General features: G+C 61.8%; 14 protein-coding genes. 9 read left to right on the forward strand and 5 right to left on the reverse strand.

Annotation, left to right across the window (positions count from 1 at the left end; translation table 11 throughout):
- Window positions 1-91: 91 nt before the first annotated feature.
- Window positions 92-1,660, forward strand: a complete 1,569-nt coding sequence (locus DK870_RS23265; RefSeq protein WP_161549790.1) for a TerC family protein — start codon at window positions 92-94, stop codon at window positions 1,658-1,660.
- On the opposite strand, the gene DK870_RS23270 is transcribed toward DK870_RS23265, so the two are convergent.
- Window positions 1,617-1,973 (reverse strand): thioredoxin family protein, encoded by a 357-nt coding sequence (locus tag DK870_RS23270; RefSeq protein WP_060752760.1) that lies wholly within the window; start codon window positions 1,971-1,973, stop codon window positions 1,617-1,619. The two genes, DK870_RS23265 and DK870_RS23270, sit on opposite strands and share 44 nt — an antisense overlap.
- A gap of 91 nt (window positions 1,974-2,064) precedes the next feature.
- Window positions 2,065-2,313, reverse strand: coding sequence for a hypothetical protein (locus DK870_RS23275; protein WP_161549791.1), 249 nt, complete (start codon window positions 2,311-2,313; stop codon window positions 2,065-2,067).
- Between the two features lie 332 nt (window positions 2,314-2,645).
- Between DK870_RS23275 and DK870_RS23280 the strand changes: the two genes are divergently transcribed.
- The 8 genes from DK870_RS23280 (at window position 2,646) to DK870_RS23315 (ending at window position 9,212) form a co-directional block, all read left to right on the forward strand.
- Window positions 2,646-3,494, forward strand: coding sequence for a transporter substrate-binding domain-containing protein (locus DK870_RS23280; RefSeq protein WP_060752559.1), 849 nt, complete (start codon window positions 2,646-2,648; stop codon window positions 3,492-3,494).
- Between the two features lie 52 nt (window positions 3,495-3,546).
- On the forward strand, window positions 3,547-4,209 hold the full coding sequence (locus DK870_RS23285; RefSeq protein WP_060752560.1) for an amino acid ABC transporter permease: 663 nt from the start codon (window positions 3,547-3,549) through the stop codon (window positions 4,207-4,209).
- An 11-nt stretch (window positions 4,210-4,220) separates the two neighbouring features.
- Window positions 4,221-4,883: an amino acid ABC transporter permease gene (locus tag DK870_RS23290; protein WP_060752561.1), complete on the forward strand. Its 663-nt coding sequence runs from the start codon at window positions 4,221-4,223 to the stop codon at window positions 4,881-4,883.
- The gene (locus DK870_RS23295) at window positions 4,880-5,662 is read left to right on the forward strand and encodes an amino acid ABC transporter ATP-binding protein (protein WP_161549792.1); all 783 of its coding nucleotides are present in this window, start codon (window positions 4,880-4,882) and stop codon (window positions 5,660-5,662) included. Before DK870_RS23290 ends, DK870_RS23295 begins: the two co-directional genes overlap by 4 nt.
- Before the next feature lie 14 nt (window positions 5,663-5,676).
- The gene (locus tag DK870_RS23300; RefSeq protein ID WP_060752563.1) at window positions 5,677-6,066 is read left to right on the forward strand and encodes a RidA family protein; all 390 of its coding nucleotides are present in this window, start codon (window positions 5,677-5,679) and stop codon (window positions 6,064-6,066) included.
- 147 nt (window positions 6,067-6,213) lie between these two features.
- Window positions 6,214-6,978, forward strand: a complete 765-nt coding sequence (locus DK870_RS23305; RefSeq protein WP_060752564.1) for an IclR family transcriptional regulator — start codon at window positions 6,214-6,216, stop codon at window positions 6,976-6,978.
- Between the two features lie 9 nt (window positions 6,979-6,987).
- Entirely contained in the window at window positions 6,988-8,196 is a 1,209-nt protein-coding gene (locus DK870_RS23310; RefSeq protein WP_161549793.1) for an amino acid deaminase, read from the forward strand.
- Between the two features lie 110 nt (window positions 8,197-8,306).
- The gene (locus tag DK870_RS23315; RefSeq protein ID WP_161549794.1) at window positions 8,307-9,212 is read left to right on the forward strand and encodes a sugar kinase; all 906 of its coding nucleotides are present in this window, start codon (window positions 8,307-8,309) and stop codon (window positions 9,210-9,212) included.
- A 102-nt stretch (window positions 9,213-9,314) separates the two neighbouring features.
- Here DK870_RS23315 and DK870_RS23320 read toward each other — a convergent pair whose 3' ends face one another.
- From DK870_RS23320 to DK870_RS23330, 3 genes are all read right to left on the reverse strand, one after another.
- A complete protein-coding gene (locus DK870_RS23320) occupies window positions 9,315-9,590 on the reverse strand; it encodes a peptidylprolyl isomerase (protein WP_060752567.1) in 276 nt (91 codons plus the stop codon).
- Between the two features lie 50 nt (window positions 9,591-9,640).
- Window positions 9,641-12,178, reverse strand: a complete 2,538-nt coding sequence (locus tag DK870_RS23325; RefSeq protein ID WP_161549795.1) for a PAS domain-containing sensor histidine kinase — start codon at window positions 12,176-12,178, stop codon at window positions 9,641-9,643.
- Window positions 12,179-12,321: 143 nt separating this feature from the next.
- The gene (locus DK870_RS23330) at window positions 12,322-14,277 is read right to left on the reverse strand and encodes an acetoacetate--CoA ligase (RefSeq protein WP_161549796.1); all 1,956 of its coding nucleotides are present in this window, start codon (window positions 14,275-14,277) and stop codon (window positions 12,322-12,324) included.
- Window positions 14,278-14,286 lie beyond the last annotated feature (9 nt).

Here is a 14,286-nt window from a genome sequence, read left to right on the forward strand (position 1 = left end):
CTACCGTATTGCGCCTGCTAACCTTGTCCCGGTCCATCGACCGCGCATTGCCGTGCCCGGCATTCTGAAAAATTCTAAAGAGGTTCTATAAATGGAGTGGTTAGCGGACCCTACGGCCTGGCTCGGCCTGTTGACGTTGATTGTGCTGGAACTGGTGCTGGGTATCGACAACCTGGTGTTTATCGCGATCCTGGCCGACAAGTTGCCGCCGGAGCAGCGCGACCGTGCGCGGTTGATCGGCTTGTCCCTGGCGTTGCTGATGCGCCTGGGCCTGCTGGCAAGTATTTCCTGGTTGGTGACCCTCACCCAACCGCTGTTCGAGGTGTTCGACAAGAGCTTCTCCGGCCGTGACCTGATCATGCTGTTTGGTGGCGTGTTCCTGTTGTTCAAAGCCACCATGGAACTGCACGAGCGGCTGGAGGGCCATGTGGCCCAGCGCTTGGGCAATGTCGCCTATGCGATGTTCTGGCCGATCGTGGCGCAGATCGTGGTGCTCGACGCGGTGTTCTCCCTGGATGCGGTGATTACCGCCGTGGGCATGGTCGACGAGTTGGCCGTGATGATGATCGCGGTGATCGTATCCATCGGCCTGATGATTGTGGCGAGCAAGCCGCTGACCCGTTTCGTCAACGCGCACCCGACGGTGATCATGTTGTGCCTGGGCTTTTTGATGATGATTGGTTTTGCCCTGACCGCCGAAGGCTTGGGCTTCCATATTCCGAAGGGCTACCTGTATGCGGCGATCGGTTTCTCAATCCTGATCGAACTGTTCAACCAGATTGCCCGTGCCCGTCGCAAGAAGTCGGCGCAAGGTACGCTGCCGGTTCGCCAGCGTACCGCGCATGCGGTCATGCGCTTGTTGGGTGGCCGCAGCCTGGCGGTGGAAGGCATGGATGACGACGTGGCTGACTTGCTGGGCGAGCCCGACGCCAGCCAGGGGCCGTTATTTGATCGGCGCGAGCGCGTGATGATCAGCGGTGTGCTGCAACTGGCCGAGCGGCCGATCCGCACGTTGATGACGCCCAGGGCCAAGGTCGACTGTATCGACCTGGCGGACGATCCCGAGACGATTCGCCTGAAGCTGATGCATTCGTCCTACTCGCGTTTGCCGTTGATCCGCCACGGTGCGGTGGATGAACCGCTGGGCTTTGTGCACAAAAAGGAGCTGCTCAAGGAGTACCTGGCCGGTCATGAGCCTGACCTTGAGCGCCTGGCGCGCCGTGCGATCAACCTGCTGGAGAGTTTTTCGATCCTCAACGCTCTGGAGCAGATGCGTCAGGAATCCACCCACATTGCCTTCGTGATCAACGAGTTCGGCGATTTCATGGGCGTGTTGAGCATGACCGACATTCTGGAGTCCATTGCCGGTGAATTGCCCGATGCCAGCGAAATCGAGGGGCCGGATATCGTCGAGGAAGGCAACGGCTTCCGCGCCAACGGCGCATTGACCCTGAGCCAGGTCAGTCAGCGCACCGGCTTCAATGCCGTGGCCACCGAGGATTACCAGACCCTGGCCGGCCTGGTGATGAGCCTGCTCGACCGCCTGCCGGTGGTGGGCGACAGCCTGGAACATGCAGGCTGGCGCCTGGCGGTGGCGGCGGTGGAGGAGCGGCGGGTCACGCAGGTGCGTCTGATGCCCCTGGCTGGGCATAGCGGCTGAATATCGCTTCGATGGTTTGCTCCTGGGTTTCCCAGGGGCCAAACCCCTTGAAGACTTCCTTGAGTTTGCCATCCACATGAGTGACCAGGGTCGGGGTGCCTGTCACCGGCTCAAGCCGCGGGGTGGTTGCCGTATCAAGCACCAGGCTCTTCACCCTGTGTTCATAGGCTTTGGCGACGGGCTCGAAAAGCTGCACGGCACGCACGCACGCTGGGCAGGTCGCTGAAACAAACAGCAGGAACACCGTCTCGTACGCGGCCAGTATCGAGTGATAGTCCTCATTGCTGTTAATGACCTCTTTAGCGATTCCCATGATGATGTCCCTGTCGACGGATGGTTTTCGGACCAACGCTAAGCCCAGGGATTTCCCGCGTCTACTGTCAACCTTCACAGGTACCTGCACCTCACGCGCCGCGGTCGCGCTCCAGTCGCTCGCGTTCCTTGCGCGCCTGGCTCGCACATTTGCGGTATTCCTCATTGTCCCGAGAGGCCTTGGCCTTGCGATAGCCGTGGTGGTTCTGGCTGGTGTAGTTGGTGTCGAAGGCTTCCTTGAGTTTTTGCAGTTCTTGCGTGCATTCGTGGCGGTCGCTGGCGGCTGAAACGCTGCCGGAGGCCAGAAAGCTGAGCAGAACCAGAATAAGGCTGAGCTTCATCAGTGAGGTCCTTGTGGGGCGGCAATCTGCCAAGGCTAGTCCAGCGCAGGCGTTTTTGCACCGGTGTGGGCGCACTCGAAGGGGGCGCGGTAACACGCTTGTGACGCACTTTGCTGGAGCAATCACTGCGTGGTGGGGCATTGGGTAGCAAGGTGACCCTGGATGCTGGCGCAACGCCTTGTATGGTTATTTGAATTAGCGCGCTGATTTATAACGACTTTATCCCGCTCATATTTTTCTGCTGGCGCCTGTGGCACACTTTCTGCTGTCTATTCCGTTGTTACAAACCAAGTTCCGGTATAGCGGAATACACAATCCCTGGAGTGCTTGTCATGCATCACCGACCTTCCGTGTTTAAAGCGTGTGTTTTTCTCTTCGCCGCATCGGCTTCCCTCGCAAGCCTGGTGCAGGCGGCGGACAGCAAGCTCGATGATGTGCTCAAGCGTGGGCATCTGATCGTGGGTACAGGCAGTACCAATGCGCCGTGGCACTTCCAGGGAGCGGATGGCAAGTTGCAGGGGTTTGATATCGACATCGGCCGCATCGTGGCCAAGGGATTGTTCAACGACCCGAGCAAGGTGGAGTTTGTGGTGCAGTCCTCCGACGCCCGTATTCCCAACCTGCTGACCGACAAGGTCGACATGAGTTGCCAGTTCATCACCGTTACCGCCAGCCGTGCGCAGCAGGTTGCCTTTACCTTGCCGTACTACCGCGAAGGGGTGGGCCTGCTGTTGCCGAACAACAGCAAGTACAAAGAGATCGAAGACCTGCAGGCCGCCGGCGACGGCGTCACCGTGGCCGTGCTGCAAAACGTGTATGCCGAAGAGTTGGTGCACCAGGCACTGCCCAAGGCCAAGGTCGATCAGTACGACAGCGTCGACCTGATGTACCAGGCCGTGAACTCCGGTCGCGCCGATGCCGCCGCCACCGACCAGTCTTCGGTCAAGTACCTGATGGTGCAGAATCCCGGTCGCTATCGCAGCCCGGCCTATGCCTGGAGCCCGCAAACCTATGCGTGCGCCGTCAAGCGTGGCGACCAGGACTGGCTGAACTTCGTCAACACCGCGCTGCATGAAGCCATGACCGGCGTGGAGTTCCCGACCTACAAAGCCTCGTTCAAGCAATGGTTCGGCGTAGATCTGCCGGAGCCTGCGATTGGTTTCCCGGTTGAATTCAAGTGATGTGTAAACCGCGGGCGCCGCACATGGCGCCCCGTTTCAGGTACTGCCGACCATGAACTATCAGTTGAACTTTGCCGCCGTGTGGCGCGACTTCCCCAGCTTGCTGGCAGGGCTTGGCCTCGGCCTTGAGCTGGCGTTGCTGTCGATCGCCATCGGCTGCGTGATCGGCCTGATGATGGCGTTTGCCATGCTGTCCAGGCACCGTGCGTTGCGCCTCTTCGCCTCGGTGTATGTGACGGTGATCCGCAACACGCCGATCCTCGTGCTGATCCTGTTGATCTATTTTGCATTGCCCAGCCTGGGCATCCGTCTGGACAAGATCCCGTCGTTCATCATCACCTTGTCGTTGTACGCCGGTGCCTATCTGACTGAAGTGTTCCGCGCCGGGCTGTTGAACATTCCCAAGGGCTTGCGTGAAGCCGGCCTGGCCATCGGCTTGGGTGAGTGGCGCATCCGTGCCTACATCACGGTGCCGGTGATGCTGCGCAACGTGCTGCCGGCGCTGTCGAACAATTTTATTTCGCTGTTCAAGGACACCTCGCTGGCCGCCGCCATCGCGGTGCCCGAACTGACTTACTACGCCCGCAAGATCAACGTCGAGAGCTACCGGGTCATCGAAACCTGGCTGGTCACGACGGCGCTCTATGTGGCCGCCTGTTACCTGATTGCCATGCTGCTCCGTTACCTGGAACAGCGTCTGGCGATCCGTCGTTAAGGAGGGTTTCCATGTACGAATCTCCCAGCTGGTTGCACGAGTTGTGGGTCGCCCGGGATACCCTTTGGGCGGGGTTTGAAACCAGCGTGTATTGCTCGGCGCTGGCGATTGTTTTCGGCACGCTGATCGGCATCGTCGCCGGGTTGATCCTGACGTACGGCAAGTTCTGGATGCGTGCACCGTTTCGTCTGTATGTCGACCTGATCCGCGGTACGCCGGTGTTCGTGCTGGTGCTGGCGTGTTTCTACATGCTGCCGGCCCTCGGCTGGCACATCAGCGCATTCCAGGCCGGCGCGGTCGGGCTGACGTTATTCTGTGGTTCCCACGTCTCGGAAATCGTGCGCGGCGCACTGCAAGCCATTCCGCGTGGGCAACTGGAGGCGGGCAAGGCCATCGGCCTGACGTTCTACCAGTCCCTGGGTTACGTGCTGTTGCCCCAGGCGCTGCGCCAGATCCTGCCGACCTGGGTTAATTCCTCCACGGAAATCGTCAAGGCCTCGACCTTGCTCTCGGTGATCGGCGTGGCCGAGTTGCTGCTCAGCACCCAGCAGGTGATCGCACGTACCTTCATGACCCTGGAGTTCTACCTGTTCGCGGGTTTTCTGTTCTTTGTCATCAACTACGCCATCGAGCTGTTCGGGCGTTACCTTGAAAAGCGGGTGGCCTTGCCATGAATCAACCTCAAACCCAGCAACCGCTGCTGAACATCAGTGGCCTGCGTAAACAATACGGTCAGGTGGAAGTGCTCAAGGGCGTCGACCTGTCCATGCAACGCGGTAACGTGGTGACGCTGATCGGCTCCAGCGGCTCGGGCAAGACCACGCTGTTGCGCTGCGTCAACCTGCTCGAAGAGTTCCAGGGCGGGCAGATCACCCTGGACGGCGAGTCCATCGGCTACAGCGAAGTTGCCGGCAAGCGTGTGCGCCACCCCGAGCGCGTGATCGCCCAGCACCGGGCGATGACCGGCATGGCGTTCCAGCAATTCAACCTGTTCCCGCACCTGACGGCGCTGCAGAACGTCACCCTTGGCCTGCTCAAGGTCAAGAAGATGAACAAGGATGAAGCCGTGGCCCTGGCCGAAAAATGGCTGGACCGCGTCGGCCTGCTGGAGCGGCGTAACCACTTCCCCGGGCAATTGTCGGGCGGCCAGCAACAGCGCGTGGCGATTGCCCGCGCCATTGCCATGAACCCCAGCCTGATGTTGTTCGATGAAGTCACCTCGGCCCTCGACCCGGAACTGGTCGGTGAGGTGCTCAGTGTGATCAAGGGCTTGGCGGAAGAGGGCATGACCATGCTGCTGGTCACCCACGAAATGCGCTTCGCCTATGAAGTGTCTGACAAGATCGTATTCATGAACCAGGGGCGCATTGAGGAACAAGGTTCGTCGAAGGACATCTTCGAACGCCCGCAATCGCCGCGCCTGGCTGAATTTTTGAAGAACATTCGTTTTTAATCAGGAGTTATTTTATGAGCATTACTCGTTACGGCACCGGCAGCACCGCCGGCGGCGGCCAGCCACGTCCTTTTGCGCGTGCGGTGGAAGCGGACGGTTGGCTCTACGTCTCGGGCCAGGTGCCGGCGGTGGACGGTGAAATCATCACCGGCGGCATCGTCGAGCAAACCCGGCAGACCCTGCGCAATGTGGTGGCGATCCTCGAAGAGGCCGGTTACGAACTCAAGGACGTGGTCCGCGTTGGCGTGTGGCTGGAAGACCCACGGGACTTCTGGAGTTTCAACAAGGTCTTCGGCGAATACTTCACCCCGGAACACGCTCCGGCGCGGGCCTGCGTACAAGCCAGCATGATGGTCGATTGCAAGGTCGAGATCGATTGCGTGGCTTACAAGAAAAAAGGCTAAATGCCCCGACTCTAAATGATTGTTCCCGCGCTCTGCGTGGGAACGCCGCCTCGGACGCTCTGCGTTCGCTTCTGTGACGCAGAGCGTCACGGTATGCGTTCCCACGCGGAGCGTGGGAACGATCAATAACTCGGACCGATTACCGTTATGACCGAAGACACCATCAAACGCCGCGCCAAAGGCCTGGACCGTGCATTCGATATCCTCGATTTTCTCAAGGAAGTCGGCCAGCCCCTGCGCCCGAATGATATTGCCAACGGCATCGGCAGCCCCAAGTCCACGGTCTACGAATTGGTCGCCTCCTTGCTCGAGCGGCGCATCCTGGAAACCGTGGGCAAGGACGGCCATGTCTACCTGGGCCGCCAGCTGTATTTTCTCGGCCAGGCGCACCTGCGCCATTTCGACCTGACCCGCGAGGCTGACCATGCCTTGCAGGAAATCGTCAGCCAGACCCGCGAAACCGCGCAGATGTGCCTGCTCAACGGGCGCAAATACACCGTGGCGCTGATGCGCGAAGGCGAGCGGCATTTCCGCATTTCGTCGGACATCGGTGAAAACGCGCCGATCCCATGGACCGCGTCCGGGCGCCTGTTGCTGGGGCACTTGAGCGACCAGCAGATCATCGACTTGATCGACCCCGACGACTTTATCCTGCCGGACGGCCAACGCTTGCCGCTGGAGACGTTCCTGGCGCAAATCCGTCAGGCCACCCTCGACGGGTTCTTTTCCTTCGACAGTGTGGCCGACACCTTTACCCATTGCTTTGCCGCCCCGGTCAGGGACGCGCAGGGCGTCAGCATCGCGACGCTGTGCATCGTCGCACCGCGTGCGGATGCCATCACCCATTACCACGACTATCGCCGGGTGCTGATCGAAAGCGCCAACAACCTGGCCCGTCGCATCAACGAATAGGAGCATGTCATGTCTGCCTTCAATGCTGTCGAAAAGGGCGCCGCCGCAGTGGGAGCCCACCTGGTCCGTGATGTCAGCCTGCCGGCGCTGGTGCTGCATCGCGACGCCCTGGCACACAACATCCGCTGGATGCAGGCGTTTGTCAGCAACAGCGGCGCCGAGCTCGCGCCCCATGGCAAAACCAGCATGATGCCCGCGCTGTTTCAGCGCCAGATCGCGGCAGGCGCTTGGGGCATCACCCTGGCCAACGCCGTGCAAACCCGTGCGGCCTATGCCGGTGGTGTGCGCCGTGTATTGATGGCCAACCAGCTGGTGGGCGCACCGAACATGGCGCTGATCGCCGACCTGCTGGCCGATCAGGATTTCGACTTTCACTGCATGGTCGACCACCCGGACAATGTCGCCGACCTGGGCCTGTTCTTCGCCGCCCGTGGCCTGCGCCTGAACGTGATGATCGAGTACGGCGTGGTCGGAGGCCGTTGCGGTTGCCGCAGCGAGCAGCAAGTGCGTGACCTGGCCAAGGCGATCAAGGCGCAGCCGGCGCTCGCGCTGACCGGCATCGAAGGGTATGAAGGCGTGATCCACGGCGAGCATGCCGTCAGCGGCATTCGCGAGTTCGCCGCCAGCCTGGTGCGTTTGGCGGTGGAGCTGCAAGACAGCGGCGCTTTCGACCTGCCCAAGCCGATCATCACGGCATCGGGCTCGGCCTGGTATGACCTGATCGCCGAGTCTTTCGAAACCCAGAACGCCGCCGGCCGTTTCCTCAGCGTATTGCGGCCGGGCAGCTATGTGGCCCACGACCATGGCATCTACAAAGAGGCGCAGTGCTGCGTGCTCAACCGCCGCAGCGACCTCGACGAAGGCTTGCGCCCGGCCCTGGAAGTCTGGGCGCATGTACAGTCGCTGCCTGAACCGGGCTTTGCGGTGATCGCCCTGGGCAAGCGCGATGTAGCCTACGACGCCGGTCTGCCGGTGCCGCTCAAGCGCTACAAGGCCGGTATTGTGCCGGCGCAAGGTGATGATGTGAGCGCGTGCAAGGTCACGACGGTGATGGACCAGCATGCGTTCATGACCGTGGCGCCGGGGGTCGAACTGCGCATCGGCGATATCCTTTCGTTCGGTACTTCGCACCCGTGCCTGACCTTCGACAAGTGGCAAGTCGGCTGCCTGGTCGATGAGCAGTTGCAGGTGATCGAGTCCCTGGAAACCTGCTTCTGAACCGAGTCGCTCCTTTCGCGAGCACGCCCGCCCCACCGTTGAAATGCATTCCAAATGTGGGAGCGGGCTTGCTCGCGATGAGGCCATCAGCCACACCCGAGACCATCGCTATGAGCACCCATCCGCACATCGCCCTGATCGGCGAATGCATGATCGAATTGCAACACCGCGCCGACGGCAGCCTGCACCAGAGCTTCGGCGGTGACACCTTGAACACGGCGGTGTACCTGCGCCGTGAGCTGGGCGACAGCGGCAGTGTCGACTACGTCACCGCGCTGGGCGATGACAGTTTCAGCGATGCCATGTGTGCCCAGTGGACACAAGAAGGCGTGGGCCTGGGCATGGTCCAGCGCTTGCCTGGGCGCTTGCCGGGGTTGTACTGCATCCAGACCGACGCCAACGGCGAGCGCAAATTTCTCTATTGGCGCAACGAGGCCGCCGTGCGTGATTGTTTCACCACGCCTGCGGCCGAACCGATCCTCGCGGCCTTGCCGGGTTACGACGTGGTGTATTTCAGTGGCATCACCCTCGCGGTACTGGGTGAGGTCGGGCGTCAGCGCTTGCTGCAGGCCCTGATCGAAACCCGTCGACGCGGCGGCAAGGTGGTGTTCGACAACAACTACCGCCCCCGGCTGTGGGCCACTGTCGAGGCGGCGCGCGCGGCGTATCACCAGGTCATGGCCGAGGTGGATATCGCCTTGCTGACCGAGGATGACGAACGTGCATTGTTTGGCTATGCCGACAGTGAGCAGGTGTTCGCAGCGTATCCGAGTTTGGCCGAGGTGGTGCTCAAGCGTGGGGCGGATGCGTGTCTGATCCGTTGTGATGGCGAGCGTTTTGCGGTGCCGGCCTTGAAGGTGGAGAGGGTGGTGGACACCACGGCAGCGGGGGATTCGTTCAGTGCGGCGTATCTGGCTTGTCGGCTGAAGGGCGGCTCGCCTGAGCAGGCGGCTTTGGCTGGGCATCGATTGGCTAGCCGGGTGATCCAGGTGCCAGGGGCATTGATTCCCAGGTGAATGGCCGCCTCTGGCGGATCGGGAGCAAGCCCCCTCCCACAGTTGTGGGAGGGGCGGTGCGACGGTTCGACTTGCTCCCGATAGCGGTTTGAAGTCGAACACTCAGTCGCGGTAGAACACCTGTACCAGGTGGTACCCGAACTTGCTCTTGATCGGCCCGTGAACCACCTTCACCGGTTTCTTGAAGATCACCGCATCGATCGCCCCGACCATCTGCCCTGGCCGTACTTCGCCCAAGTCGCCGCCGCGCTTGCCCGATGGGCAGGTGGAGTACTTTTTGGCCAACACATCAAACGCTTCGCCCTTGGCGATGCGTTGCTTGAGCTGTTCGGCTTCTTCACTGGTTTTCACCAGGATGTGACGGGCTAGGGCTTTCATCTTGTTACCTTGCAACGGTCAAACGTCAGGGCGCGCGATTATGCCTGAACTCAGGCGTCAACGCCGATCATGCTGCGGATTTTCGTGGCCAGCAACTCGATGGAAAAGGGTTTGGCGACCATGTCCATGCCGTCTTCCAGAAAGCCTTGGCGCTCGGCGGCTTTTTCGGCGTAGCCGGTCATGAACAAGACCCGCAGGCCCGGGCGGTGCTGGCGGGCGATTTCCGCCAGTTGCCGGCCGTTCAGGCCCGGCAGGCCGACATCGGTCACCAGCAGGTCGACACGCAGGTCCGACTCCAGCAACGGCAGCGCCGTGCGTGCATCGCCAGCCTGGTGCGCGGTGTAGCCCAGTTCACCGAGCACGTTGACCACCAGCATCCGCACGGCAGGGTCGTCCTCGACCACCACGACGGACTCACCGGCCAATGCCAACGGGGCTTCGCTCAAGTTCGCGGGCTGGCGGCTCTCCAGTGCGGTGCCATGCAGACGCGGCAGGTACAGGCGCACGCAGGTGCCCTGGCCCGGTTCGCTGTGAATGGTCACATGGCCGCCGGACTGCTGGGCAAAGCCGTAGATCATCGACAGCCCCAGGCCCGTCCCCTGGCCGATGGGCTTGGTGGTGAAGAACGGGTCGAAGGCTTTGGCGAGGATTTTCGGCGCCATGCCGGTGCCGTTATCGCATACGCCGAGCATCACGTAATCGCCGGCCTTGACCGGTTCCAGGGTGGTGATATCAGTGCCGTCCAGATAGCTGTTGGCGGTTTCGATCAGCAATTCGCCGCCGTCGGGCATGGCGTCGCGCGCGTTGATCACCAGGTTGAGCAGGGCGTTTTCCAGTTGGCTGGCGTCGGTGTTGACCGGCCAGATGTCCTTGCCCAATTGCACCTTGAGCGTGATATGCGCGCCTTTGGTGCGGCGGAACAGATCTTCCAGGGAGGCCACCAACTGGTTGGGATCGATCGGCCGACGGTCCAGCGACTGGCGCCGTGAAAACGCCAGCAGCCGGTGGGTGAGGGCGGCCGCGCGGTGGGCGGAGGACACCGCCGCGTCGGTGAAACGGCCGATTTCGTCGCTGCGCCCGGCGGCGATATAACGCTGCATCAGGTCCAGGCTGCCAATGATGCCGGTGAGCATATTGTTGAAGTCGTGGGCGATGCCGCCGGTGAGCTGGCCCACCGCCTCCATCTTCTGCGCATGGCGCAGTGCGTCTTCGGCGCGCTCGCGCTCGAACATTTCGTTTTGCAGGCGCTGGTTGGCCTCGGCCAGCGCCTGGGTGCGCTGGGCCACGCGTTCTTCAAGGTTTTCGTTGAGGTGACGCAAGGCTTCTTCAGTGAGGATGCGTTCGGTCTCGTCGATCACAAAGATGTAGAAGCCGTTGACCGAACCGTCATTGCTGAAACGCGGCAGGTACTTCATCAAGGCGTGGCGCGCCCGGCCGTCGCGATGCGGGGTGATGGTCAGGAAACTGCAGGCCTTGCCCTTGAGGGCGGCGGCGATCTTGTCGGCGCGCCCGGCATACACCTCGTCGCCGAGCACTTCACGGATGCTCTTACCGTACAGCTCCTGGGGCGTCAGGCCGTACCAGTCGAGGTAGGCGCTGTTGTTCAGGCGAAAGCGCTCTTCGTGGTCGACGTAGCCGATCAGCACCGGCATGGCGTTGATGATCAGCTGCAATTCGGTCTGGCTTTGACGCAGGGCCTGCTCGGTGTGCTTGCGTTCGGTCAGGTCCAGTGCGGCACCGAGGAAACGTGCCGGGCGACCCTGCGGGTCCTTGTAGCAGCGGCCGCGGGCAAACACCCAGCGCAACTGGCCGTCGGCTTGCAGCAAGCGGTACTCCTCGGCGTATTCGGTGCCGAAGGTGATGCAGTGCTTGATGCTGCGCGCCACCATGCCACGGTCTTCGGGGTGCACGCCTTGCAGGTACGCGCTGATCGGCAACAGGTCGGCGTCTTGCGGGTCGACGCCGTGCAGGTAGGCGAAATGGGCGTCGGCGATAAAGCGGTCTTCGCTGATGTCCCAATCCCAGGTGCCTACCGCGTCGGTCGCGGCCAAGGCCAGTTGCAGGCGTTGTTCGGTGTTGTGCTGGGCCTTGAGGCTGTCTTCGGAGCGTTGCTGCAGTTCGAGGGTTTTGCTGCGGCGTTCGTTGGTTTCAATCGCGGTGACCAGGATGCCGGCGACCGTGCCGTGCTCATTGCGTACCGGGCTGTAGGTCAGGTCGAGCCAGATCTCGGTGTCGCGGTGGTTACGCTGCAAGACGAAGCGCTGTTCGCTGAAGGTGCGTACCTGCCCGCCAAGGACAGCGTCATAGATCGGCGCAGCGAAACTCTCAAGCTCCGGCCAGGTTTCATGTGCCGGTCGGCCCAAGGCCTCGGGGTGCTTGTTGCCGGCGAGCCGGGCGAACCCATCATTGTAGAGCTGGGTCAGTTGGCTGCCCCACAACAGCAGCATCGGCATCGGTGAGTGGACGACGATATCGACGGCGGTGCGCAGGCTTTGCGGCCAGTTAGCCGCATCTCCGAGAGGGCTTTGCGCCCAGTCCAGCCGCGCGATCAAGACTGCTGCTTCGCTGTCGGTGGATGTTCCATTCATGAAAAAAACCCTACGCTTGACGCTTTGAAATACGACAAAAGCCGATTATCCCGTGATAGGGGAACGGCTGACTACCCCACGAAAAATAGCATGCATTGGGCGTTTGTCTTCAAATCAGTGCGTCAGGCTGAAACCTTTCCGCTTCATGTCGCCAGTTCAGGGCGGTCGCGAAACTGCGCCAGGGCCTGCGGGTTGGCCAGGGCGTCGGTGTTTTTCACCGGCTCGCCGTGAACCACATTGCGCACCGCCAATTCGACGATCTTGCCGCTGATGGTGCGCGGGATATCGGAGACGGCGAGAATCCTGGCCGGCACGTGGCGCGGTGTGGTGTTGGCGCGGATCACCTGGCGGATCTGCTGTTGCAGGGCGTCGTCCAGCTCGATACCGTCATTGAGGCGTACGAACAGCACCAAACGCACATCGTCTTGCCAGCGTTGGCCGATGGCCAGGCTTTCCAGCACTTGCGGGATTTTTTCCACCTGGCGATAGATCTCTGCGGTGCCGATCCGCACGCCGCCGGGGTTGAGCACGGCGTCCGAGCGCCCGTGGATCAGCAGGCCGCCATGGGGGCGCTGCTCGGCGTAGTCGCCCTGAGCCCACACCCCGGGAAACTGACTGAAATACGAGGCGCGCAGTTTCTGCTGGTCCGGATCGTTCCATAAGCCGATCGGCATCGCCGGAAAATGTCGGGTGCACACCAGCTCGCCTTTTTCGCCGATCAACGGCCGGCCGTGTTCGTCCCACACTTCGATGGCCATCGCCAGGCTCTTGCACTGCATTTCGCCACGCCGCACCGGCAGCACCGGGTTACCGATCACAAAACAGGAGACGATGTCGGTACCGCCCGACATCGACGCCAGGCACAGCTCGGGTTTGATCTCGCGGTACACATAGTCGTAGCTGTGGGGCGACAGCGGCGAGCCGGTTGAAATCAGGCCCTTGAGGCTGTGCAGATCATGGCTCAGGCGCGGTTGCAGCCCGGCTTTTTCCAGGGTGGCGAGGAATTTCGGGCTGGTGCCGAACACGCTGATGTGTTCCGCATCGATCAGATCGATCAACCGCTCAGGCCCAGGGTGGAATGGCGAGCCGTCATATAGCACTGCGGTTGCGCCAAGGGCCAACACCGACACCAGCCAGTTCCACATCATCCAGCCACAGGTGGTGTAGTAGAACAGGCAATCATCCCTGGACAGGTCGGCATGCAGGCCGTGCTCCTTGAGATGGGTGAGCAGCACGCCGCCGGTGCCGTGGATGATGCATTTGGGCACGCCGGTGGTGCCGCTGGAATAGAGAATGTACAGCGGGTGATCGAACGGCACGGCCACAAACTCAGGCTCGCCGCCAGGTTGATAGAAGTCGTGCCACAGCGTGACCCTGGCTCGGCTGCGGTAGTCGTCGACCCGCGCCTGAGGCCGTGCGTACGGCACGATGATCAGCTGCTCGAGGGACGGCAGGCGTTCGAGGATTTCATTGAGCTTGGCGCTCTGGTCGATGTCTTTACCTGCATAACGGTAACCGGCGCAGGTGATCAACACTTTGGGCTCGATCTGGCCGAAGCGGTCGATCACGCCCTGGGTGCCGAAGTCCGGCGACGAACACGACCAGATCGCGCCGAGGCTGCTGGTGGCCAGCATGCCCACCAGGGTTTGCCAGGTGTTGGGCATGCACGCGGCGACGCGGTCGCCCTGGGTTACGCCGGCGTCGCGCAGGCTGCGCTGCAAGCCGGCGACATGCTGGGCCAGTTCGGCGTAGGTCAAGGCTTCGCGGTGGCCATCCTCACTGATGGCGACCACGGCCGGGTGCTCATCGCGGCGGCGCAGCAGGTGTTCGGCGAAGTTCAGCGTGGCGCCGGGAAACCACTGGGCGCTGGGCATCTCGGCCTCTTCGATCAGCGTCGCAATGGGCGGGCTGCGAAACGCTACGTCGAAATAGCTGACGATGGCCTGCCAGAAATCCGGGCGCTGGTCGATGCTCCACTGGTGCAGGGCGGGGTAATCGTCGAGCTGCACGCTGTAGCGTTGGTTGATGTAGCGGCGGAACTGGTCCATGCGCGTGTTGGCGATGCGTTCCGGGGAGGGTTGCCAGAGGATGTCGGACATAGGCGAATC

Source organism: Pseudomonas sp. Q1 (genome assembly GCF_009935975.1).
In the GTDB taxonomy this organism is placed as follows: Bacteria; Pseudomonadota; Gammaproteobacteria; order Pseudomonadales; family Pseudomonadaceae; genus Aquipseudomonas; species Aquipseudomonas palleroniana.

Coding starts and splice junctions, on each gene's coding strand:
- DK870_RS23275 (WP_161549791.1), bottom strand. CDS start 2,313: ATGAAGCTCAGCCTTATTCTGGTTCTGCTCAGCTTTCTGGCCTCCGGC.
- DK870_RS23295 (WP_161549792.1), top strand. CDS start 4,880: ATGAATCAACCTCAAACCCAGCAACCGCTGCTGAACATCAGTGGCCTG.
- DK870_RS23310 (WP_161549793.1), top strand. CDS start 6,988: ATGTCTGCCTTCAATGCTGTCGAAAAGGGCGCCGCCGCAGTGGGAGCC.
- DK870_RS23270 (WP_060752760.1), bottom strand. CDS start 1,973: ATGGGAATCGCTAAAGAGGTCATTAACAGCAATGAGGACTATCACTCG.
- DK870_RS23300 (WP_060752563.1), top strand. CDS start 5,677: ATGAGCATTACTCGTTACGGCACCGGCAGCACCGCCGGCGGCGGCCAG.
- DK870_RS23265 (WP_161549790.1), top strand. CDS start 92: ATGGAGTGGTTAGCGGACCCTACGGCCTGGCTCGGCCTGTTGACGTTG.
- DK870_RS23280 (WP_060752559.1), top strand. CDS start 2,646: ATGCATCACCGACCTTCCGTGTTTAAAGCGTGTGTTTTTCTCTTCGCC.
- DK870_RS23330 (WP_161549796.1), bottom strand. CDS start 14,277: ATGTCCGACATCCTCTGGCAACCCTCCCCGGAACGCATCGCCAACACG.
- DK870_RS23285 (WP_060752560.1), top strand. CDS start 3,547: ATGAACTATCAGTTGAACTTTGCCGCCGTGTGGCGCGACTTCCCCAGC.
- DK870_RS23320 (WP_060752567.1), bottom strand. CDS start 9,590: ATGAAAGCCCTAGCCCGTCACATCCTGGTGAAAACCAGTGAAGAAGCC.
- DK870_RS23325 (WP_161549795.1), bottom strand. CDS start 12,178: ATGAATGGAACATCCACCGACAGCGAAGCAGCAGTCTTGATCGCGCGG.
- DK870_RS23315 (WP_161549794.1), top strand. CDS start 8,307: ATGAGCACCCATCCGCACATCGCCCTGATCGGCGAATGCATGATCGAA.
- DK870_RS23305 (WP_060752564.1), top strand. CDS start 6,214: ATGACCGAAGACACCATCAAACGCCGCGCCAAAGGCCTGGACCGTGCA.
- DK870_RS23290 (WP_060752561.1), top strand. CDS start 4,221: ATGTACGAATCTCCCAGCTGGTTGCACGAGTTGTGGGTCGCCCGGGAT.